This window comes from Pseudomonas sp. GM48 (assembly GCF_000282335.1).
Classification (GTDB): Bacteria; Pseudomonadota; Gammaproteobacteria; order Pseudomonadales; family Pseudomonadaceae; genus Aquipseudomonas.
In genome coordinates, this window is record NZ_AKJM01000106.1 from 44,491 (window position 1) to 65,763 (window position 21,273).

The following is a 21,273-nucleotide window of genomic DNA, read 5'->3' on the forward strand; positions in this document are numbered from 1 at the left end:
TCTTATTCGGCTGATTCCACTGCGGTGATCATCCGGACCACATCCACTGTTTCGGCTACATCATGGACGCGCAATATACGCGCACCTTTCGCCGAAGCCAGCGCCGCGAGCGCCAAACCACCATACAGTCGGTCTTCCACCGGACGATTCAATGCCTGACCAATCATGCTCTTTCGCGAAACCCCGACCAACAGGGGCCGCCCGAAGACATGCAGGGCTTCCATATGCTTGAACAAACTCAGGTTGTGCTGCAAGGTTTTGGCGAAGCCAAAGCCCGGATCAAGAATGATCCGCTCAGCCGGAATCCCCGCCAATGAACATTGATGCATGCGCTCGGCGAGAAACTCACCGACTTCCCTTGTAACGTCCTGATACTGCGGATTGTCCTGCATATCGCCTGGCTCTCCCAGCATATGCATCAGACAAACCGGCAGCCCGGTGGCTGCCGCAGCATCCAGCGCACCATCGCGGCGCAACGAACGCACATCATTGATCAACCCGGCACCCAGGCGCGCAGTTTCACGCATGACCGCTGGCGTGGAGGTGTCGACCGAGATAATGACGTCCAACTCGCGACTGATGCGCTCGACGATGGGCGCTACGCGCTCCAGCTCCTCCAGTGGCGACACCGCCCTGGCACCAGGGCGGGTGGATTCGCCACCGACATCGATCAGCGTCGCGCCGGCCACCACCATGGCTTCGGCGTGGCGCATGGCCGCGTCGAGCTGGCTGTATTGGCCACCATCGGAGAATGAATCAGGAGTGACATTGAGAATACCCATGACATGCGTCTGGGCCAAATCAAGAACCCGGTTGCCGCAAGGCAACCGGGTCGAGGACTGAACAGAAGTCATTTCAAACCTTATACGTCAGCAGCAGGACCACCGATCGGTGTTTCCGGACGCTCATCCTGCACCACCGGCGGGGTGCCGGAAGTACCCGTGCCACCCGACCAGTCACGCGGCTCGCGAGGCGTACGACCCGCCATGATGTCGTCGATCTGCTCGGCATCGATGGTTTCGTACTTCATCAAGGCATCAGCCATGGCATCGAGCTTGTCACGGTTGTCCGTGAGAATCTGCTTCGCCGTGCCATAGCACTGATCGATGATGCTGCGCACTTCGGAGTCGATAAGCTTGGCTGTTTCGCCAGAGAAGCTTGCATTCTGACCGCCACCGCCGCGACCGAGGAACACCTCTCCCTCTTCTTCGGCATACATCAACGGACCGAGCTTTTCCGAAAGCCCCCACTTGGTCACCATGTTCCGCGCAATCTGGCTGGCGCGCATGATGTCGTTGGAAGCACCGGTGGTTACGCCATCGAAGCCCAGGGTCATTTCTTCAGCGATACGACCGCCGTACAGCGAGCAGATCTGGCTGATCAATGCACGCTTGGACAGGCTGTAACGATCTTCTTCCGGGAGGAACATGGTCACACCCAGCGCACGACCGCGCGGGATGATCGACACCTTGTACACCGGATCATGCTCAGGCACGACACGCCCCACAATGGCGTGGCCAGCTTCGTGATAAGCCGTGTTCTGTTTTTCTTTCTCGGACATGACCATCGATTTGCGCTCGGCGCCCATCATGATCTTGTCTTTCGCCAGTTCGAATTCTTTCATCTCGACGATGCGCTTGCCGGCACGGGCAGCGAACAACGATGCCTCGTTCACCAGGTTGGCCAGATCGGCACCCGAGAACCCCGGGGTACCACGAGCGATCACGGCCGGAGCAACGTCGTCGCCCATTGGCACTTTGCGCATGTGAACCTTGAGAATCTGTTCGCGGCCACGAATGTCCGGCAGACCGACCACAACCTGACGGTCGAAACGGCCTGGACGCAGCAACGCAGGGTCCAGCACGTCAGGACGGTTGGTCGCGGCAATCACGATGATGCCGTCATTCATTTCGAAGCCGTCCATCTCGACCAGCAACTGGTTGAGAGTCTGCTCGCGCTCGTCGTGACCACCACCCATGCCCGCGCCACGATGGCGACCGACCGCATCGATTTCGTCGATGAAGATGATGCATGGAGCGTGTTTCTTGGCCTGTTCGAACATGTCGCGAACACGGCTGGCACCCACACCGACGAACATCTCGACGAAGTCGGAGCCGGAAATGGTGAAGAACGGTACTTTGGCTTCGCCGGCGATAGCCTTGGCCAGCAAGGTTTTACCGGTACCCGGAGGACCAACCATCAGCACGCCGCGAGGAATGCGGCCACCCAGGCGCTGGAACTTGCCCGGATCGCGCAGGAACTCGACCAGCTCACCGACTTCTTCCTTGGCCTCGTCGCAACCGGCAACGTCAGCCAGGGTAGTTTTCACCTGATCCTCGGAGAGCAGGCGTGCCTTGCTCTTGCCGAAACTCATCGGCCCGCCCTTGCCACCGGCACCGCCCTGCATCTGCCGCATGAAGAACATGAACACGGCGATGATCACCAGGATCGGGAAGCTGGCGACCAGGAGTTGGGTCCAGATACTTTGCTGCTCAGGCTGCTTGCCTTCGACCACGACGTGGTTATCCACCAGGTCGCCGATCAGGCCGTTGTCCTGGATCGCCGGGCGAATGGTCTTGAAGCTGTCGCCATCGTTGCGCTTGCCGGTAATCACGTAGCCATCAACTGCCACGCGCTCGACCTTGCCATCCTTGACCTGCTGGATGAAGTCGGAATAGTTGAGGGTCTGCGGCTCGTTAGGGCTGGAGAAGTTGTTCATCACCGTCACCAGGACAGCCGCGATGATCAACCACAGGATCAGATTCTTTGCCATATCGTTCAATTAACTACCCTCTGAAGCAAGCTCCGCTACTGGCGCGCGCTTCGCATGATATTCACCGGCCTAACTTACTACATTACCTACAACTTGGCAGGCGCCGTCTGTAACCCTTTGTGAAACACTTCCTACACAATATTCGCTAATTCTGACAAGGCGTAATACAAAAATCCTATCAACCCTATCGAAAATTCACTCATTCCTCACTGCGGCCGCGGAAACCACGGCCCAGCAGGTACTGCTCGCGAGAACGGTCGCGCGACGAGGTCGGTTTGCGCATCTGCACCTTCTCGAACTGCTGGCGAACGCTCTTGTGAAATTCGTCGAAACCTTCGCCCTGGAAGATCTTGATCAAAAAATCACCACCGGGCTTGAGCACCCGCGTCGAAAGATCCAGCGCCAGTTCGCACAGGAACATCGCCCGCGGCATATCAACGGCCGGCAATCCACTCATATTGGGGGCCATGTCGGAAATCACAAGGTCTACTTCTTTATTTCCGACCGCGTCGAGGATCTGAGCCAGCACGGCATCCTCGGTAAAGTCGCCTTGAATGAAGGTGACGTCGGGGATGCTGTCCATTTCCAGAATGTCAGAAGCGATCAGTGTGCCCTGCCCACCAATCAGACGACTGGTCACCTGGGACCACCCACCGGGGGCCGCACCAAGATCGATTACGCTCATCCCAGGGCGGATCAGGCGATCCTTTTCCTGGATCTCCAGCAGCTTGTAGCTGGCGCGGGAACGGTACCCGTCTTTTTGTGCCATTTTGACGAATGGGTCGTTGAAATGTTCTTGCAGCCACTTAAGGCTTGTCTTGGAACGGGCCACGGGATACCTCGGAAATAAAACGGGTCGTGATTAACTGGGCGGTCCCGGACTCGCTCGGGTAAACTGGCCGCCGCTTTTTACAAGATCAGACGCAGGGGTCAGATTATGCCGCTCACTCAAGAGCAGAAGAAACAGTACAAATCCATTGGCCACCATCTGAAACCAGTTTTGATTGTGGCAGACAATGGTTTGACTGAAGGTGTGTTAGCCGAACTCGAACGCGCTTTGGCGGATCACGAGCTGATCAAAATCAAGCTCAACATCCTCGATCGCGAATCGCGCCTGGCGTCCATTGCAGAGCTCTGCAAGGTCGGCAAAGCGGATCTGGTTCAGGTCATCGGCAAGATGGCACTGATCTACCGCAAGAACTTCAGCGTCAACAAGCAGCTGTCGAACGTCCATCGCTTCAAGTGATGGCAAGGGTCAAGGGTGTGCTTCGCGCACCCTGCCACTCCATCCCGGTATCGGTTGCAACACCAGCACCAGCCCGGAAAACCCCAGAACAAGATAGCTGAACGCCTGCCAACGCACGGCATCCGGCCAGCCGAATCGCACCGCGAAGTACATCGCGCACGCACTCAGCGCCATCATCAGCAGTTGCCCGCGAATATCCCGCCATAGACTGACAAGGGCCTCGGCCTTTATCAGCACCAAAGCCTGAAATATCACACACGCGGTAGCGAATCCCACTACCAGCGCATTGAGCGTGCCTGCAATTTCGTCGATCAGTAGCGGCGCCAGGCCAATTCGTCCCAGCACCGGCAACAGACCGATTTGCAATAGCCACAAGCCGCCGACCCACAACATCTGGGTCAGCTGCCAAAGCGTGGCGCCCGCACGAAACGGGCGCCGGCCTTCAGATGTGGCGAACTTCGACAATCTCGTACTCGATAACGCCGCCAGGCGTTTTGACTGCAACCACATCACCCTCCTCCTTGGCAATCAAGGCGCGGGCAATCGGCGAGCCGACAGAGATCTTGCCGAGCTTGATGTCAGCCTCGTCCTCACCAACGATCTGGTAAGTCACGCTTTCATCGGTTTCGACGTTGGCGATTTCGACGGTTGTGCCGAAAATCACCTTGCCACTGTGAGGAATGGTCGTCACATCGATAACCACCGCATTCTGCATGCGGCCTTCGATATCACGGATCCGCGCCTCGACCATACCCTGCTGCTCACGGGCAGCATGGTATTCGGCGTTTTCCTTCAAGTCACCCAACTCGCGGGCCGTACCGATGTCCTGGCTGAGCTTCGGACGAACGACCTTGGTCAGGTGAGTGTGCTCTTCTTCCAGGGCGCGAGCGCCCTGAACGGTCATTGGGTACTTCGTTATGCTCATGCCTTCAATCCTGCGTGTAGATCCTGCAAGCGGCGTACGGTCTTCTCGGGACCGAACTTCAGCGCTTCGCAGATGGCTTCGCCAGCAGCAATGGTGGTGGTGCAGTAAATCTTGTGCTGCAGGGCATTACGACGAATGGAGTACGAATCAGCGATCGACTGACGACCTTCGGTGGTGTTGATGATCAGCGTGACTTCGTCATTCTTGATCATGTCGACCACGTGCGGACGACCTTCGGTCACCTTGTTCACACGGCGCACTTTCAGGCCTGCCGCTTCGATCAGCTTGGCAGTACCGGCAGTGGCGACCACTTCGAAGCCCAAGTTGATCAGATCACGGGCCACGCCTGCAACCAGCGGCTTGTCGTCGTCACGCACGCTGATAAATGCAGTACCGCCGGTCGGCAATACTTCACTGGCACCCATCTGGGCCTTGGCGAACGCTTCACCGAAGGTGTCACCAACGCCCATCACTTCGCCGGTCGACTTCATCTCCGGGCCGAGGATCGGGTCAACGCCTGGGAATTTGGCGAATGGGAACACCGCCTCTTTCACGCTGTAGAAGTTCGGAATGATTTCCTTGGTGAAACCCAGTTCTTTCAGGGTTTTACCGGCCATCACGCGAGCTGCGATCATCGCCAGGGAAACACCGATGCACTTGGACACGAACGGTACGGTACGGGAAGCACGCGGGTTGACTTCGATGACATAGATGTCTTCGCCTTGCAGCGCCAACTGTACGTTCATCAGGCCGACCACGCCCAATTCCAGGGCCATTTTCTTGACCTGTTCGCGCATCTCGTCCTGGATGTGCGCCGGCAGCGAGTACGGCGGCAGCGAGCAAGCGGAGTCACCGGAGTGAACGCCGGCCTGCTCGATGTGCTGCATGATCGCGCCGATTACCACGTCCTTACCGTCGCAAACCGCATCCACGTCCATTTCGATGGCGCAGTTGAGGAAGTGGTCCAGCAGCACCGGGCTGTCGTTGGACACCTGAACCGCTTCACGCAGGTAGCGCTTGAGTTCTTCTTCTTCGTAAACGATTTCCATCGCACGACCGCCCAGTACGTAGGACGGACGCACCACCAGCGGGTAACCGATCTTGGCCGCGGCACGAATGGCTTCGTCTTCGCTGCGCACGGTGGCGTTTGGCGGCTGACGCAGGTTCAGGCGCTGGACCATTTGCTGGAAGCGCTCGCGGTCTTCAGCACGGTCGATGGCGTCCGGGCTGGTGCCGATGATCGGCACGCCAGCGGCTTCCAGGGCACGCGCCAGCTTCAGCGGGGTCTGGCCGCCGTACTGAACGATCACGCCTTTCGGCTTCTCGACGCGAACGATTTCCAGCACGTCTTCCAGGGTAACCGGTTCGAAGTACAGGCGATCGGAAGTGTCGTAGTCGGTGGAAACGGTTTCCGGGTTGCAGTTGACCATGATGGTCTCGTAGCCGTCATCGCGCAGGGCCAGTGCCGCGTGTACGCAGCAATAGTCGAACTCGATGCCCTGGCCGATACGGTTCGGACCGCCGCCCAGGATCATGATCTTGTCGCGACCCGATGGTGCGGCTTCGCACTCTTCTTCGTACGTCGAGTACAGGTAAGCGGTGTCGGTGGCGAACTCGGCAGCGCAGGTGTCGACGCGCTTGTAGACCGGGAAGATTTCCAGCTTGTGGCGGTGAGCACGCAGGCTCTTCTCGGTCACACCCAGCAGCTTGGCCAGGCGCATATCGGAGAAGCCTTTGCGCTTGAGGCGGAACATCAGGTCGCGGTCGATGCTGGTCAGACCCAGGGTCTTGACCTTCTCTTCGTCCTTGATCAGATCTTCCATCTGCACCAGGAACCAAGGATCGATCATGGTCATGCCGAAGATATCTTCAACGCTCATGCCGGCGCGCATTGCATCCGCCACGTACCAGATACGCTCGGCACCCGGCACGGTCAGCTCGCGCTTGAGTACGCTCATGCTTTCCGGATTGGCCAGGTCAACCTTCTCGTCCAGACCGCAAACACCGACTTCCAGGCCACGCAGGGCTTTCTGCAGGGATTCCTGGAAGGTACGGCCGATGGCCATGACTTCACCGACCGACTTCATTTGCGTGGTCAGGCGCGCATCAGCCTTGGAGAATTTCTCGAAGGCGAAACGTGGCAGCTTGGTGACGACGTAGTCGATGGACGGCTCGAAGGACGCCGGAGTCTTGCCACCGGTGATGTCATTCGACAGCTCGTCGAGGGTGTAACCGACGGCCAGCTTGGCCGCGACCTTGGCGATCGGGAAGCCGGTGGCCTTCGAAGCCAGTGCCGAGGAACGCGATACTCGCGGGTTCATCTCGATCACGACCATGCGGCCAGTGTTCGGGCAGATACCGAACTGCACGTTGGAACCGCCGGTTTCGACGCCGATCTCGCGCAATACCGCCAGGGAGGCGTTACGCAGAATCTGGTATTCCTTGTCGGTCAGGGTCTGTGCCGGAGCCACGGTGATCGAGTCACCGGTATGCACGCCCATCGGGTCGAAGTTTTCGATGGAGCAGACGATGATGCAGTTGTCCTTCTTATCGCGGACAACCTCCATTTCGTATTCTTTCCAGCCGATCAGCGATTCGTCGATCAGCAGTTCCTTGGTCGGCGACAGGTCCAGACCGCGGGCGCAGATTTCTTCGAACTCTTCACGGTTGTAAGCGATGCCGCCACCGGTGCCGCCCATGGTGAAGGACGGACGGATGATGCACGGGAAGCCGAGCTTCTCGAGGACTGCGTTGGCCTCTTCCATGCTGTGGGCGATGCCGGAGCGCGGGCACGCCAGGCCGATGGACTTCATCGCCTTGTCGAAACGCGAACGGTCTTCGGCCTTGTCGATGGTGTCAGCGTTGGCGCCGATCATTTCTACACCGAACTTCTCCAGAACGCCTTCGCGCTCCAGGTCCAGTGCGCAGTTCAGGGCAGTCTGGCCGCCCATGGTTGGCAGCAATGCGTCCGGACGCTCTTTCTCGATGATCTTGGCAACGGTCTGCCACTTGATCGGTTCGATGTAGGTGGCGTCGGCCATGGCCGGGTCGGTCATGATGGTGGCCGGGTTGGAGTTCACCAGGATGACGCGGTAACCCTCTTCGCGCAGGGCTTTGCAGGCCTGGGCGCCGGAGTAGTCGAATTCGCAGGCCTGGCCGATCACGATCGGGCCAGCACCGAGAATCAGGATGCTTTTAATGTCTGTACGTTTTGGCATGGGTTTGTCACTCAAATCCGCAGGTCAGTCGGCAAGCCGTCTTGTTCAATCTCTGAAGACTTGAGGGGGCCACCGGTGTCGGGACCACCCTCAAGCTTTGCTACATCAAGGCGAGTGATCAGCGTCGCTTGGCCATCTCGTTGATGAAGCGATCGAACAATGGCGCTACGTCGTTCGGGCCAGGGCTGGCTTCCGGGTGACCCTGGAAGCTGAAGGCGCTCTTGTCGGTACGCTCGATCCCTTGCAGGGTGCCGTCGAACAGCGATTTGTGGATCGCGCGAACGTTGGCTGGCAGGGTCGCTTCGTCTACGGCAAAACCGTGGTTCTGGCTGGTGATCATCACCACGCCGCTGTCCAGGTCCTGGACGGGGTGGTTGGCACCGTGGTGGCCGTGCCCCATTTTCAGGGTCTTGGCACCGGAGGCCAGGGCCAGCAGTTGGTGACCGAGGCAGATACCGAAGACCGGGATCTCGGTTTCCAGCACGTCCTTGATCGCCTGGATCGCGTAGTCGCAAGGCTCCGGATCACCAGGGCCGTTGGACAGGAACACGCCGTCCGGCTTCAGAGCCAGCACATCGGCAGCAGGCGTTTGCGCAGGCACGACGGTCACGCGGCAACCGCGCTCGACCAGCATGCGCAGGATGTTCACTTTGACGCCGTAGTCGTAAGCCACTACGTGGTACGGCAGTTCGGAGGCCTCGATGGTTGCGTGGCTGTCGGTTTTCAGATCCCAGACAGTCGAGCGCCACTCATAGCTTTCCTTGGTGCTGACGACTTTCGCCAGGTCCATGCCCTTGAGACCAGGGAAGCCCTGGGCGGCGGCGATGGCGGCTTCTTCGGAAATGTTGTCACCGGCCATGATGCAGCCGTTCTGCGCGCCTTTTTCACGCAGGATGCGCGTCAGGCGGCGGGTGTCGATACCGGCGATGGCCACAACATTGTTGGCCTTCAGGTAGTCGGACAGGGACATCGTGTTACGCCAGTTGCTCGCAACCAGTGGCAGGTCACGAATGACCAGGCCGGCAGACCAGACGCGATTGGACTCGGCGTCTTCCGGCGTGGTGCCGGTATTGCCAATGTGCGGGTAAGTCAGGGTAACGATCTGTTGGGCGTAGGAAGGATCGGTAAGGATTTCCTGATAGCCGGTCATTGCGGTGTTGAACACCACCTCACCAACGGTTTGACCGTCGGCTCCAATGGCTTCGCCGCGAAAAATGCTGCCATCAGCAAGGGCGAGTATGGCTGGCTTAGTCAAGAAGACCTCCCGTAAATAAAGCCTGAAAGGGCGATCGCAGGTTGTAAAAAAGCGGAGTGACGTATGGACACGTCACCCCGCTTCTTCACTGAATTATTCTGCGCGCTTTTAGTGGACACACTAAAGCTGTAGCTTACAGAAAAAGGCATTTTTGGTCTACCGCCAATGAGCCTTAAAGGCTGGAGAATGCGACAGGACGTCGCTTGGCGGAACAAAACCGGGCTCTAACGCTGTGCGCGAGCCCGATTTCGAGTGCATCTTAACGCAGGTCGAGCACGTCTTGCATGTCGTAAAGACCAGGCTCGCGCCCGTCCAGCCACAACGCAGCACGTACCGCACCCTTGGCGAAGGTCATGCGGCTGGACGCTTTGTGAGTGATTTCGACACGCTCACCATCGGCGGCGAACAGCACGGTGTGATCACCAACAATGTCGCCGGCACGCACCGTGGCGAAACCGATGGTCTCACGATCACGAGCGCCGGTCTGGCCTTCACGACCATACACCGCCACCTTCTTCAGATCGCGACCCAGCGCATCGGCAATCACCTCGCCCATGCGCACGGCAGTGCCGGACGGCGCATCGACTTTATGCCGATGGTGAGCCTCGGTGATTTCAATGTCGACATCGTCACCCAATACGCGAGCCGCTGTGTCGAGCAACTTCAGGCACAGGTTGACCCCGACACTGAAGTTGGCCGCGAAGACGATAGGAATGTCCTTGCCCGCGTCCGCCAGCAACTGCTTTTCTTCAACACTGAAGCCCGTGGTACCGATGATCATCGCCTTGCCGTGCTTGCGGCAGAAAGCGAGATTCTTCAGGGTCACGGTCGGGTGCGTGAAGTCGATCAGCACGTCGAACTCGTCGACCACCCGATCCAGATCGCCGGACAGAGGCACACCGATACGACCCAGCGCAGCCAGCTCGCCGGCATCCGCGCCGACCAACGTGCTGTCAGGACGATCCACTGCCGCCGTCAGACCGGCGCCCGGGGTTTGCTGCACCGCTTCAATCAGGGTCTTGCCCATGCGCCCGGCGGCGCCCATCACTGCAATACGTCGCATGCCTGTCTCCTTACAAATCGCCGAAGAAGCGTTTCACGCCTTCGAACCAGCCGGTGGTTTTCGGCGAATGGCTATTGTCGTCCGCCAGAGAGCTACGGAATTCCTCGAGCATTTCACGCTGGCGACGGCTCAGGTTCACCGGTGTTTCCACCGCCACCCGGCACATCAGGTCACCGGCACCGCCACCGCGCACGGGTGCAACACCCTTGCCTCGAACACGGAACTGCTTGCCGGTCTGGGTTCCCTCAGGGATCTTCAGCTTGACCCGGCCATCAAGGGTCGGAATCTCCAGTTCACCGCCCAGCGCCGCATCGACGAAGCTGATCGGCACTTCGCAGAACAGGTGCTTGCCATCGCGCTGGAAAATCGAGTGCTCGCGCACGTTGATCACCACGTACAGGTCGCCAGTCGGACCACCATGAGCGCCCGCCTCGCCTTCGCCGGACAGTCGAATGCGATCACCGGTATCGACACCGGCCGGCACTTTCACCGACAGGGTCTTGTACTCTTCGACACGACCTTCGCCATGGCAGGAATCGCACGGATCGGAAATGATCTTGCCCTGGCCATGGCAGCGCGGGCAGGTCTGCTGCACCGAGAAGAAGCCTTGCTGCATGCGCACCTGGCCGATACCGCCGCAAGTCGGGCAGGTCACTGGCGAAGAACCTTTCTTGGCCCCGGAGCCATCGCATGGCTTGCAGTTGACCAGTGTCGGAACGCGGATATTCACGGTCGTACCGCGCACTGCCTCTTCGAGGTCCAGTTCCAGGGTATAGCGCAAGTCACTGCCGCGCTGGGCACCACCACGGGAACCGCCACGACCGCCACCGAAGAAGTCACTGAAGACATCGCCAAAGATGTCGGAGAAGTTCTGGCCACCGAAACCGGCACCGCCGCCACCCATGCTCGGGTCGACACCGGCATGGCCGTACTGGTCGTACGCCGCGCGCTTGCTGGAATCCGACAGCACTTCGTAGGCCTCGTTGGCCTCTTTGAACATTTCTTCCGACGCTTTGTCATCGGGATTACGGTCCGGGTGATGCTTCATCGCCAGGCGACGGTAGGCCTTTTTCAGGTCTGCTTCGCTTGAGCCACGCTCAACACCCAACACTTCGTAATAGTCACGCTTTGCCATAAGTCTTTGCACTCTTAAGGACGTCCGACAAAACCCTCCTGAGTTTGCCGAACTCGTTGAGCCCCAATACAGGCCCGGACCCAACTCACGTCAATTCAACGATCCTGGTCTTTGTTTCAAAGTGGCACTTTCGGCTCGGAAAGCAGGAGCATTCCCGGGCATGCCAGCAGTACGCGAGCGCTGTCGCATGCTGTAAAAATTCGCGTATTCCAGACACGCCAACGCGGGAGCAAGCTCCCGCGCGGCGACATCCTACCAGTCACCGCCGCAAGGCAGTCAACCGGCCGACCAACAACTTACTTGTGGTCTTTGACTTCTTCGAACTCGGCGTCGACAACGTCGTCAGCCTTCTCAGCCGATTCGCCTTTCGGTGCCGCGCCCTCAGCAGGCTGAGCCTGTTCGGCATACATCTTCTGCGCCACTGGAGCGGAGACTTTCGACAGCTCTTCAACCTTGGCGTCGATAGCAGCCTTGTCGTCGCCTTTGACAGCGGCTTCCAGGGCAACTACGGCAGCTTCGATTGCAGTCTTCTCTTCGGCAGTCACTTTATCGCCAGCATCGACAACCATTTTGCGCGTCGAGTGAACCAGTGCATCACCCTGGTTACGGGCAGTGGCCAGTTCTTCGAACTTGCGGTCTTCCTCGGCGTTAGCCTCGGCATCGCGCACCATGCGCTCGATTTCTTCGTCGGACAGACCGGAGTTGGCCTTGATCACGATCGACTGAGTCTTGCCGGTAGCCTTGTCCTTCGCACCAACGTGCAGGATGCCGTTGGCGTCGATGTCGAAGGTCACTTCGATCTGCGGCACACCACGTGGAGCTGGTGGAATGTCGGCCAGGTCGAACTTGCCCAGGGACTTGTTCTGTGCGGCTTGCTTACGCTCGCCCTGCAGCACGTGAATGGTCACGGCGCCCTGATTGTCGTCGGCAGTCGAGAACACTTGCGATTTCTTGGTAGGAATCGTGGTGTTTTTCTCGATCAGCGCAGTCATCACGCCACCCATGGTTTCGATACCCAGGGTCAGCGGGCTGACGTCGAGCAGCAGAACGTCTTTCACGTCGCCGGCCAGTACCGCGCCCTGGATGGCAGCACCCATGGCAACCGCTTCGTCCGGGTTCACATCTTTACGAGCTTCTTTACCGAAGAACTCGGTTACCAGCTTCTGAACCAGTGGCATACGGGTCTGACCGCCCACCAGGATCACGTCGTTGATCGCGCCAACGTCGATACCAGCATCTTTCATTGCGATGCGGCAAGGTTCGATGGTGCGCTGAACCAGGTCTTCCACCAAAGCTTCGAGCTTGGCGCGGGAGATCTTCACGTTCAGGTGCTTGGGACCGGTGGCGTCTGCGGTGATGTACGGCAGGTTCACGTCGGTCGACTGGCTCGAGGACAGTTCGATCTTGGCTTTTTCAGCGGCTTCTTTCAGGCGCTGCATGGCCAGCGGGTCACCCTTGAGGTTCATGCCGCTTTCTTTCTTGAATTCGTCGACGAGGTAGTCGATCAGACGAATGTCAAAGTCTTCACCGCCCAGGAACGTGTCACCGTTGGTGGCCAGTACTTCGAACTGGTGCTCGCCATCGACTTCAGCGATTTCGATCACGGAAACGTCGAAAGTACCACCGCCCAGGTCGTAAACGATCACGGTGTGATCGCCCTTGGCCTTGTCCATTCCGTAAGCCAGAGCGGCAGCGGTCGGCTCGTTGATGATACGTTTTACGTCCAGACCGGCGATGCGGCCGGCGTCTTTGGTGGCTTGACGCTGGCTGTCGTTGAAGTAGGCCGGAACGGTGATCACCGCTTCAGTCACGGTCTCGCCGAGGTAGTCTTCGGCGGTCTTCTTCATTTTCTTCAGGATTTCAGCCGAGATTTGTGGCGGTGCCATTTTCTGGCCGTTCACTTCAACCCAGGCGTCGCTGTTATCAGCCTTGACGATCTTGTAAGGGACCATCTGAATGTCTTTCTGCACGACTTCTTCGTCGAAACGACGACCGATCAGACGCTTCACCGCATACAGGGTGTTGTGCGGATTGGTCACTGCCTGACGCTTGGCCGACTGGCCAACCAGAATTTCGCCATCGTTGGCGTAAGCGATGATCGACGGCGTGGTACGCGCGCCTTCAGCGTTTTCAATAACTTTTGCCTTGCCGTTTTCCAGCACGGAGACGCAGGAGTTGGTAGTCCCCAGGTCGATACCGATAATTTTGCCCATGTTCACTCTCCCGAAACTTTGGATTTGGTTGCCGCAGCAGTGGTGGCTAACTGCGGTAGCACTTAAACGCTTGACTTATAAATGGGGGCCTTGCGGCGGATTTCAAGCCTGCTCGTCAATCGAAGGCGAAACCGGCGCAGGCGCCTTGCTGACCACGACCATCGCCGGGCGCAGCAGGCGGCCATTGAGCTGATAGCCCTTCTGGAACACCTTAAGAACGCTGTTCGGCTCGACGTCGGCGCTTTCCTGCATGGCCATTGCCTGATGTTGAACGGCGTTGAACGGTTCGCCATGCGGATCGATCGCTTCAAGCTGATAACGCTTGAGAGTGTCGTGGAACATTTTCAGGGTCAGCTCGATGCCTTCGCGCATCGGGCGGATGCTTTCGTCGTCCGGGCTGGACAGTTCCAGGCCGCGCTCCAGGCTGTCGACGATCGGCAGCAGGTCGCCGGCGAATTTTTCCAGCGCGAACTTGTGAGCCTTCTCCACATCCTGCTCGGCGCGACGGCGGACGTTCTGCAGATCGGCGGCTACACGCAAAGCCTGATCCTGAGCGCCTGCCAGTTGCTCTTCGAGCACTTGTACACGAGCCGCCAGGTCTTCACCCGAAGCCTCGGGCGCCTGGTTGGCGTCTGGGTTTTGCGTATCCACTGTCTGTTCGTCAGCCATAGATTTCTCCTTTCAATATCGTCCGCGAGCTCAACTCGCGCTTCTGCCCAGCTATATGGGGCCGCAAAATCCGGCTTCAAGGGGGACCAATGATTAACCCTACAAAAAACAACCGCTTTGTCATTCCCGCTCGCGATAAGGGTTTTGTCGGACCAAGCGAATCGAGCTAACGAGGGGCATTGTCAGCCGGAAACAAAACACTGTATAAATAACCAGACCTAACACCTGGGAGCGGCCCATATGCTGGTGCACCTGTCCGTACACAACTACGCCATCGTTGAACATCTCGATCTCGAACTCGATCGCGGGATGAGCGTTATCACCGGGGAAACCGGCGCGGGCAAGTCGATCATGCTCGACGCGCTGGGCCTTACCCTGGGTGATCGCGCCGACAGCGGCGTGGTCCGCCCCGGCGCCGACAAGGCCGATATCCTGGCCACCTTCGATCTGGCCGACATTCCGGAAGCCAGCGCCTGGCTGGCTGAACGCGACCTCGAAAACGACGGTCCGTGCATTCTGCGACGGGTGATCACATCCGAAGGACGCTCGCGTGGCTACATCAATGGCACGCCCTGCCCGCTTGGCGATCTGAAGGCACTGGGCGAGCTGCTGATCGATATCCACAGCCAGCACGAACACCAGTCCCTGCTCAAGACCGATACCCACCGTCGCCTGCTCGATGAATATGCCGGCGCGACGGATCTTGCCCGCCAGGTTCAACTCGCCGCCCAGCGCTGGCGCCAGACCCGCCAGGAACTGGAGCGACTCTCCAACTCCGGCGACGAGCAACGCGCCCGACATCAATTGCTTAGCTATCAACTCGAAGAACTGGAAAACCTTGGCCTTGGCGACAACGAACTGGGGGAACTGGAACAGGAACACAAGAACCTGACCAACGCCGAGACCCTGCTGGGCATCTGCCGGCAAGTCGTCGAGCAATGCAGTGAAAGTGATTCCGGGAATGTCCTGAACGCCCTCACCGCCAGCCTCAACCGCCTGTCGAGCGTGAACAACTCGATCGGTGCACTGGGCGAAGCCAGCAGCTTGTTGACCAGTGCACAGATCCAGGTTGAAGAGGCCGTGGGTGAACTGAACCGCTTCCTCGACAACTTCGACGCCGACCCGTCGCGCCTTCAATACCTGGAAGAACGCCTCGACGCGATCTATACCCTGGCGCGCAAACACCGCATCCAGCCGACCGAAGTTGCTGAGATGCAACAGAAACTGCTGGATGAAATCGAAACCCTGAACGCCAATGACGAATCCATCGAGCGCCTGAGCGATGAGTTGTCGTCCTATGCCCGGCACTATCAGGAAAAGGCCCGGGAACTGAGCGATCTACGGCATCAAGCGTCGAATAGCCTGGCGAGCGCCGTGGAGCAGGAAATCCAGCGACTGGGCATGCCTGGCGGTCGCTTCACCATTGAACTGCGCCCCAACAGCGGCGACGAACTGCTGCCAAATGGACTCGAACAGGTAGAACTGCTGGTCAGCGCCAACCCTGGCCAGCCTCTGAAGGCCCTGGCGAAAGTGGCATCCGGTGGCGAACTGTCGCGGATCAGCCTGGCGATTCAGGTGATCACCGCACAGACATCCCGCGTACCGACCCTGGTATTCGACGAAGTGGACGTTGGCATTGGTGGTCCGACTGCAGAAATCGTCGGCCAACTGTTGCGTCGCCTCGGCGAGCGCGGGCAGGTGCTGACCGTGACCCACTTGCCGCAAGTGGCAGCGCAAGGTCATCAGCATCTATTTGTGCACAAGGTGCGTGGTGAGGATGCCACCCGCACGGCGGTTTCCAAATTGAGCAAAAATGACCGCGTCGAGGAAGTCGCACGGATGCTGGGCGGCATCGATCTCACCAAGGAGTCCCTGGCCCACGCCAGGAAAATGGTGGTTACCGCAAAAGCTTAAGCAATGGCAGATAGCACGAAGGCGACCCTGAGGTCGCCTTCGCTCGTTTCGCGAACCTTAAGTTCGCGCGACATGCTTACTTTTTCTTGCGCACGTACAGCACCAGATTGTGATCAACCATCTCGAAGCCATACTTGTCGACGATTGCTTTCTGAAGCCGCTCGATTTCTTCGTCGAAGAATTCGATCACTTCGCTGGTTTCGACGTTGACCATATGGTCGTGATGCTTTCCGTCGTCCAGTTCGAAGACCGCATGGCCTCCATCGAAGTTGTGCCGCACCACAAGGCCAGCTGCCTCGAACTGGGTCAGAACACGGTAAACCGTGGCCAGACCGACGTCCTCACCAGCCTCCATAAGGGCCTTGTAGACATCCTCGGCACTCATGTGGCGCTGCTCGGCGGAATCGAGCATTTGCAGAATCTTGACCCGTGGCAGGGTCACTTTGAGGCCGGCTTTGCGTAGTTCGCTATTTTCAACCATGGTCAGCTTTCTCGCGATGCTGCTTCGCAGCTTCTCTTAATGCGGGTATGATCGGCGTTTACGTTGTCCCAGCCAAGATAGTGGAAGTCGCCCACCGATGCAAAACACCAAGCTCTTGCTAACCAGTTTCACCTTTGTGGGACTGCTCGCACTCGCCGGTTGTTCATTCCCCGGGGTTTACAAAATCGACATCCAGCAGGGCAATGTCGTCACGCAGGACATGATAGACCAGTTACGCCCGGGAATGACCCGCAAGCAAGTACGGTTTATCATGGGCAACCCTCTGCTGACTGACACGTTCCATGCCGATCGCTGGGATTATCTGTACAGCCTGCAACCTGGTGGCGGTGAACGCCAACAAGAACGCATCAGCGTTATCTTCAACCCAAATGATCAGCTTGTCAGCCTCTCTGGCGATTTCATGCCAGGCGTGAGCCGTGACGAAGCCATTCTCGGCAAGGACAGCGGCACGAAAGTGGCCGCCCCGGCAGAAAACGTCGAGAAACCAAAACCGGAAAAACCGGTCAAGCCAGGTTCGTTGCTGGATCAGATCCAGAAGGACGTCGACGGTGTAGAAACCGTTCCGGTCCCGACGCCGCAACCACTGGAAACCTCGCCGCAATAATTTGCGACGCAATAAAGAGCCCGGCATGTCCGGGCTTTTTATTGTCTGGCGCTCAAGCCACTCACTGATTACGGGCTTTGGCCTCGGCAGCCTTTGCCGCGCGCAGTCGACGAACCTCTTTGGGGTCGGCCAGCAACGGTCGGTAAATCTCGATGCGATCCCCAGCCTGGACTGCCCGACTCTCGGGATCAGCTACAACCTTGCCAAAGATACCCACAGGGCAATTGGTCAGATCCAGTTCCGGAAACTCTTCAGCCACGCCTGACCTGAGCAAGGCCGCCCGCACTGTCGTTCCGGCAGGCAGCGCCACCGTCAGCAGCACTTGACGGTCTACGGCCGCGTAGACCACCTCGACTTCAATCATGATCTCAACCATGTATCTGCTTGGCGCGCTGACAGAACGCATCCACCAGGGTATTGGCCGCCTGATTGAACAGCGGCCCCAGGGTGGCGCGAACCAATGGCCCGGCATAATCGAACGACAGATCAAGACTGATCTTGCAGGCCTTCTCGCCCAGTGGCTTGAACACCCACACGCCATGCAGCTGATTGAACGGACCTTCCTCAAGGTTCATTTCGATCGATTGGCCTGGAACCAGGGTGTTACGCGTCACGAAATGCTGACTAAGGCCGCCCTTCGCCACCCCGACGCTCGCCCGCATATGCTCAGGGGAACTCTCCAGGACTTCGGCCGCCGAGCACCACGGCAGAAACTCCGGATAGCGTGCCACGTCGTTGACCAGGTCATACAGCGCTTGTGCCGGGTATGGCAGCAAGGCCGAACGTGAAATGTGTGTCGTCATGTCAGCGTCACTTCCACAGCTGGGCGGCAAACACTACGAGAATGCCGATGGGCGCCACATAGCGCATCAAGAACAAGGACAGGCCAAACAACGCAGGGTTGCGGATCGACAACTCGTCGCGCACCGCTTCACGCCCCATGATCCAGCCCGCAAATACCACGAAACACAAACCGCCAAGCGGCAACATGAGTCGCGAGGTGAAGAAATCGATCACGCCAAAGAAGTCGAGACCACCGGTTGCTCCCCATTGGTAGAGGTGGAACATCCCGCCTTCGTTCACGAAAAATTTGGCCTCCTTCCAGATATTGAAGGAGAACACCGTGCCCAGGCCGACAAACCAGCAGCTGAAAGCCAGCCAGAAAGTGACCCATGCACGACTCACATTAGTGCGTTCAACCAGATAGGCCACCATCGGCTCAAGCAGGGAAATCGCCGAACTCCAGGCAGCAACCGCCACCAGCACAAAGAACACCACGCCCATCAACTGCCCGAACGCCACGTTGCCGAAGGCAAACGGCAGGCTGACAAACATCAGCCCCGGCCCTTCGCTCGGATTCAGGCCCGCTGCGAAAACAATCGGAAACAATGCCAGGCCGGCCACCAGGGAAACAAAGGTATCGAGCAACGCCACGCCGACAATCGTTCCTGAAATCGACGAGTTCTTCGGCATGTAGGCGCCGTAGATCATGATCGAGCCGACGCCCACGCTCAGGGAAAAGAACGCATGCCCCATCGCGGGCAGCAAACCGTCCAGGACCTTTTCCGGATGGAAGTCGAACATGAAATGCACGCCGTCCATGAAATGCCCGGTGGTCATGCTGTAACCCAGTAGCACGAGGACCATCACGAACAACAACGGCATCATGATGCGCAAACTGCGTTCAAGCCCGGCAACCACGCCCTTGGCGATCACCACCGCTGACAACAGCATGAAAATCGTGTGCCAAAGTGTCAGGCGCCACGGATCGGCGATCACATTGCCGAAGTAGGCACCCACCTGATCCGGCGTCACGCCCTGGAAGTCGCCACGCCCCATGTCGATGATGTAATCCAGCGACCAGCCGCCAACCACACTATAGAAAGACAGGATCAGCAATGCCGTGATCATCCCGGCAAATGCCCCCCAGGACCACTTCGCCGAGTGGCCCGCCTCGACCGCCAGCATCTTCAAGGCATTGGCCGGGCTCTGCCGGGCACGCCGGCCGATCAGGGTTTCCGCCAGCATGACCGGCACGCCAATCAGCGCGATGCAGGCCAGGAACATCAGCACGAAGGCGCCGCCGCCATAGACGCCGACCATGTACGGGAATTTCCAGATACTACCCAGCCCTACGGCCGAACCGGTCGCGGCGAGTATGAAGACCCAGCGGCTAGCCCAACTGCCGTGGACAGAAACCTTGTCTGTCGACATCGTTATCACGCCCAAGCGTTCAAAAAAGAGGCCGCATTGTCCGGGATTCAATCAACCTGCTCAAGCACGTAGCAACACCGTAGCCGACTCGCGTGCAACTCCCTATAATGCCGCCCCTATGGCTAAACAGAAGAAACACCCAACAGGGACCATCGCGCAAAATAAAAAGGCGCGACACGATTACTTCATCGAACATCGGTTCGAGGCTGGCCTGGTCCTGGCCGGCTGGGAAGTAAAAAGTCTGCGGGCAAGCAAGCTGCAGCTGGTTGACAGTTACGTACTGCTCAAGGATGGCGAAGCCTGGCTGCTCGGCAGCCACATTACGCCCCTGACGACCGCCAGTACCCACGTCATCGCTGACCCGGTCCGCACCCGTAAATTGCTGCTCAATCGGCGCGAGCTCGAAAAGCTGTCCGCCGCCGTGCAGCAGAAGGGTTACGCCTGCGTGTGCCTGTCCTGGTACTGGAGCAAGCACATGGTCAAGTGCGAGATCGCCCTGGGCAAGGGCAAGAAGGAATACGACAAGCGCGATACCGAGCGCGAACGCGACGCCGGTCGCGAGTTGCAGCGCGCGGTACGTAACAAGGGCAAGGAAGAGTAATTCTTCTGCCGGATTGCGGCATTGTGGCGAGGGAGCTTGCTCCCGCTGGGGTGCGAAGCGCCCCTTGGTTTGGCGGCATCAAGCCTGCTGACGACTGCTGCGCAGCCGAACGGGAGCAAGCTCCCTCGCCACAGCAAGCTCCCTCGCCACACTTAAGCGCCTGTCGCTACATCCCCTTGCGCCGCTCCGCCCGGGCCATGCGCTGCACTTCCTGACGCACTTCTTCCAGCACTTCCTGCACATACAAAATGTGTCGACTGGAAACTTCCCGTGCCTGCTCCGCCCGCCCTTCGATAATCGCCTGGTACAACTCCCGATGCTGCGTGATCAGCATGTCGCGGGTTTCAGTGCGTTGCTTGTACATGCCACCGATGTTGGTCACCACGTTGCGCTTGAGCAGGTCGAACAGCCCGCGAATGGTGTGCAGCAACACGGCATTGTGGCTGGCCTCGGCGATCGCCAGGTGAAAACTTGCGTCCGCGGCCCCCTCTTCCGCACGACTCACCTCTTCGTGACGCGAATAGCAGTCCTGCAATTCGTTGAACGCCGCGGTCAGCCGCTCGCGATCCACATCGGTGGCACGCAACGCCGCGTAGTAGGCGCAGGATGCTTCCAGCGTATGGCGAAACTCGAGCAAATCGCGTTGCGCCTCGGGATTACTTTCCAGCAGATGCAACAAGGGATCACTGAAGGTGGTGCCCAGCGATTCCACCACATAGTTGCCACCGCCCTGGCGGCTGACCAGCAAGCCCTTGGCGGTCAGCTTCTGAATGGCCTCGCGCAACGAAGGACGTGACACGCCAAATTGCTCGGCCAGTGCACGTTCCGCCGGCAAGCGCTCACCCGCCTTCAGCGTGCCCTCGAGGATCATGCCCTCAAGCTGCTCGACAATATCGTCAGACAAACGGCGCTGACGAATCTGATCAAACCCCATAACTCGA

The 21,273-nt window shown here is 58.7% G+C and carries 20 protein-coding genes; 4 read left to right on the forward strand and 16 right to left on the reverse strand.

Annotated elements, in window-relative coordinates:
* Positions 1 to 2: 2 nt before the first annotated feature.
* The 3 genes from folP to rlmE form a co-directional block, all read right to left on the reverse strand.
* Complete coding sequence (gene folP, locus PMI28_RS10470) at positions 3 to 854, reverse strand: dihydropteroate synthase (RefSeq protein ID WP_007988683.1); 852 nt, start codon at positions 852 to 854, stop codon at positions 3 to 5.
* Between the two features lie 8 nt (positions 855 to 862).
* Positions 863 to 2,773: an ATP-dependent zinc metalloprotease FtsH gene (gene ftsH, locus PMI28_RS10465; protein ID WP_033047686.1), complete on the reverse strand. Its 1,911-nt coding sequence runs from the start codon at positions 2,771 to 2,773 to the stop codon at positions 863 to 865.
* A gap of 199 nt (positions 2,774 to 2,972) precedes the next feature.
* Positions 2,973 to 3,605, reverse strand: a complete 633-nt coding sequence (rlmE, locus tag PMI28_RS10460; RefSeq protein WP_007988685.1) for a 23S rRNA (uridine(2552)-2'-O)-methyltransferase RlmE — start codon at positions 3,603 to 3,605, stop codon at positions 2,973 to 2,975.
* Between the two features lie 105 nt (positions 3,606 to 3,710).
* Between rlmE and PMI28_RS10455 the strand changes: the two genes are divergently transcribed.
* On the forward strand, positions 3,711 to 4,019 hold the full coding sequence (locus tag PMI28_RS10455) for a YhbY family RNA-binding protein (protein ID WP_007942889.1): 309 nt from the start codon (positions 3,711 to 3,713) through the stop codon (positions 4,017 to 4,019).
* Between the two features lie 9 nt (positions 4,020 to 4,028).
* Here PMI28_RS10455 and PMI28_RS0128740 read toward each other — a convergent pair whose 3' ends face one another.
* From PMI28_RS0128740 to grpE, 8 genes are all read right to left on the reverse strand, one after another.
* Complete coding sequence (locus tag PMI28_RS0128740) at positions 4,029 to 4,412, reverse strand: hypothetical protein (protein ID WP_033063468.1); 384 nt, start codon at positions 4,410 to 4,412, stop codon at positions 4,029 to 4,031.
* 49 nt (positions 4,413 to 4,461) lie between these two features.
* On the reverse strand, positions 4,462 to 4,938 hold the full coding sequence (gene greA / locus PMI28_RS10450) for a transcription elongation factor GreA (RefSeq protein ID WP_033063469.1): 477 nt from the start codon (positions 4,936 to 4,938) through the stop codon (positions 4,462 to 4,464).
* 2 nt (positions 4,939 to 4,940) lie between these two features.
* Entirely contained in the window at positions 4,941 to 8,162 is a 3,222-nt protein-coding gene (gene carB, locus PMI28_RS10445; protein ID WP_007988688.1) for a carbamoyl-phosphate synthase large subunit, read from the reverse strand.
* Positions 8,163 to 8,280: 118 nt separating this feature from the next.
* Entirely contained in the window at positions 8,281 to 9,417 is a 1,137-nt protein-coding gene (carA, locus tag PMI28_RS10440) for a glutamine-hydrolyzing carbamoyl-phosphate synthase small subunit (protein WP_007988689.1), read from the reverse strand.
* A 259-nt stretch (positions 9,418 to 9,676) separates the two neighbouring features.
* Complete coding sequence (gene dapB, locus PMI28_RS10435) at positions 9,677 to 10,480, reverse strand: 4-hydroxy-tetrahydrodipicolinate reductase (protein ID WP_007988690.1); 804 nt, start codon at positions 10,478 to 10,480, stop codon at positions 9,677 to 9,679.
* Between the two features lie 10 nt (positions 10,481 to 10,490).
* A complete protein-coding gene (gene dnaJ / locus PMI28_RS10430; protein WP_007988691.1) occupies positions 10,491 to 11,615 on the reverse strand; it encodes a molecular chaperone DnaJ in 1,125 nt (374 codons plus the stop codon).
* Between the two features lie 296 nt (positions 11,616 to 11,911).
* On the reverse strand, positions 11,912 to 13,828 hold the full coding sequence (dnaK, locus tag PMI28_RS10425) for a molecular chaperone DnaK (protein WP_007988692.1): 1,917 nt from the start codon (positions 13,826 to 13,828) through the stop codon (positions 11,912 to 11,914).
* Between the two features lie 102 nt (positions 13,829 to 13,930).
* Positions 13,931 to 14,497, reverse strand: a complete 567-nt coding sequence (grpE, locus tag PMI28_RS10420) for a nucleotide exchange factor GrpE (protein WP_007988694.1) — start codon at positions 14,495 to 14,497, stop codon at positions 13,931 to 13,933.
* A gap of 240 nt (positions 14,498 to 14,737) precedes the next feature.
* Here grpE and recN point away from each other — a divergent pair, with 240 nt between their 5' ends.
* Positions 14,738 to 16,411 carry a DNA repair protein RecN gene (gene recN / locus PMI28_RS10415; RefSeq protein WP_007988696.1) on the forward strand — a complete coding sequence of 558 codons (1,674 nt, stop codon included), beginning with the start codon at positions 14,738 to 14,740 and terminating at the stop codon, positions 16,409 to 16,411.
* A 76-nt stretch (positions 16,412 to 16,487) separates the two neighbouring features.
* Here the strand turns inward: recN and fur are convergent, their stop codons facing one another.
* The gene (gene fur, locus PMI28_RS10410) at positions 16,488 to 16,892 is read right to left on the reverse strand and encodes a ferric iron uptake transcriptional regulator (protein ID WP_003197684.1); all 405 of its coding nucleotides are present in this window, start codon (positions 16,890 to 16,892) and stop codon (positions 16,488 to 16,490) included.
* A gap of 97 nt (positions 16,893 to 16,989) precedes the next feature.
* On the opposite strand from fur, the gene PMI28_RS10405 reads away from it, so the two are divergent.
* On the forward strand, positions 16,990 to 17,517 hold the full coding sequence (locus PMI28_RS10405) for an outer membrane protein assembly factor BamE (RefSeq protein WP_007988698.1): 528 nt from the start codon (positions 16,990 to 16,992) through the stop codon (positions 17,515 to 17,517).
* A 61-nt stretch (positions 17,518 to 17,578) separates the two neighbouring features.
* Here the strand turns inward: PMI28_RS10405 and PMI28_RS10400 are convergent, their stop codons facing one another.
* The 3 genes from PMI28_RS10400 to PMI28_RS10390 are packed head-to-tail and all read right to left on the reverse strand — an operon-like array spanning position 17,579 to position 19,731.
* Positions 17,579 to 17,893 carry an RnfH family protein gene (locus PMI28_RS10400; protein ID WP_007988700.1) on the reverse strand — a complete coding sequence of 105 codons (315 nt, stop codon included), beginning with the start codon at positions 17,891 to 17,893 and terminating at the stop codon, positions 17,579 to 17,581.
* Positions 17,886 to 18,320: a type II toxin-antitoxin system RatA family toxin gene (locus tag PMI28_RS10395; protein WP_007988702.1), complete on the reverse strand. Its 435-nt coding sequence runs from the start codon at positions 18,318 to 18,320 to the stop codon at positions 17,886 to 17,888. The genes PMI28_RS10400 and PMI28_RS10395 overlap by 8 nt, the downstream gene beginning before the upstream one ends.
* Positions 18,321 to 18,327: 7 nt before the next feature.
* Positions 18,328 to 19,731 carry a sodium-dependent transporter gene (locus PMI28_RS10390; RefSeq protein WP_007988705.1) on the reverse strand — a complete coding sequence of 468 codons (1,404 nt, stop codon included), beginning with the start codon at positions 19,729 to 19,731 and terminating at the stop codon, positions 18,328 to 18,330.
* A gap of 118 nt (positions 19,732 to 19,849) precedes the next feature.
* Here PMI28_RS10390 and smpB point away from each other — a divergent pair, with 118 nt between their 5' ends.
* The gene (gene smpB, locus PMI28_RS10385) at positions 19,850 to 20,332 is read left to right on the forward strand and encodes an SsrA-binding protein SmpB (protein ID WP_007988707.1); all 483 of its coding nucleotides are present in this window, start codon (positions 19,850 to 19,852) and stop codon (positions 20,330 to 20,332) included.
* Between the two features lie 166 nt (positions 20,333 to 20,498).
* Here the strand turns inward: smpB and PMI28_RS10380 are convergent, their stop codons facing one another.
* Positions 20,499 to 21,266 carry a GntR family transcriptional regulator gene (locus PMI28_RS10380; protein WP_007988709.1) on the reverse strand — a complete coding sequence of 256 codons (768 nt, stop codon included), beginning with the start codon at positions 21,264 to 21,266 and terminating at the stop codon, positions 20,499 to 20,501.
* Between the last annotated feature and the right edge of the window lie 7 nt (positions 21,267 to 21,273).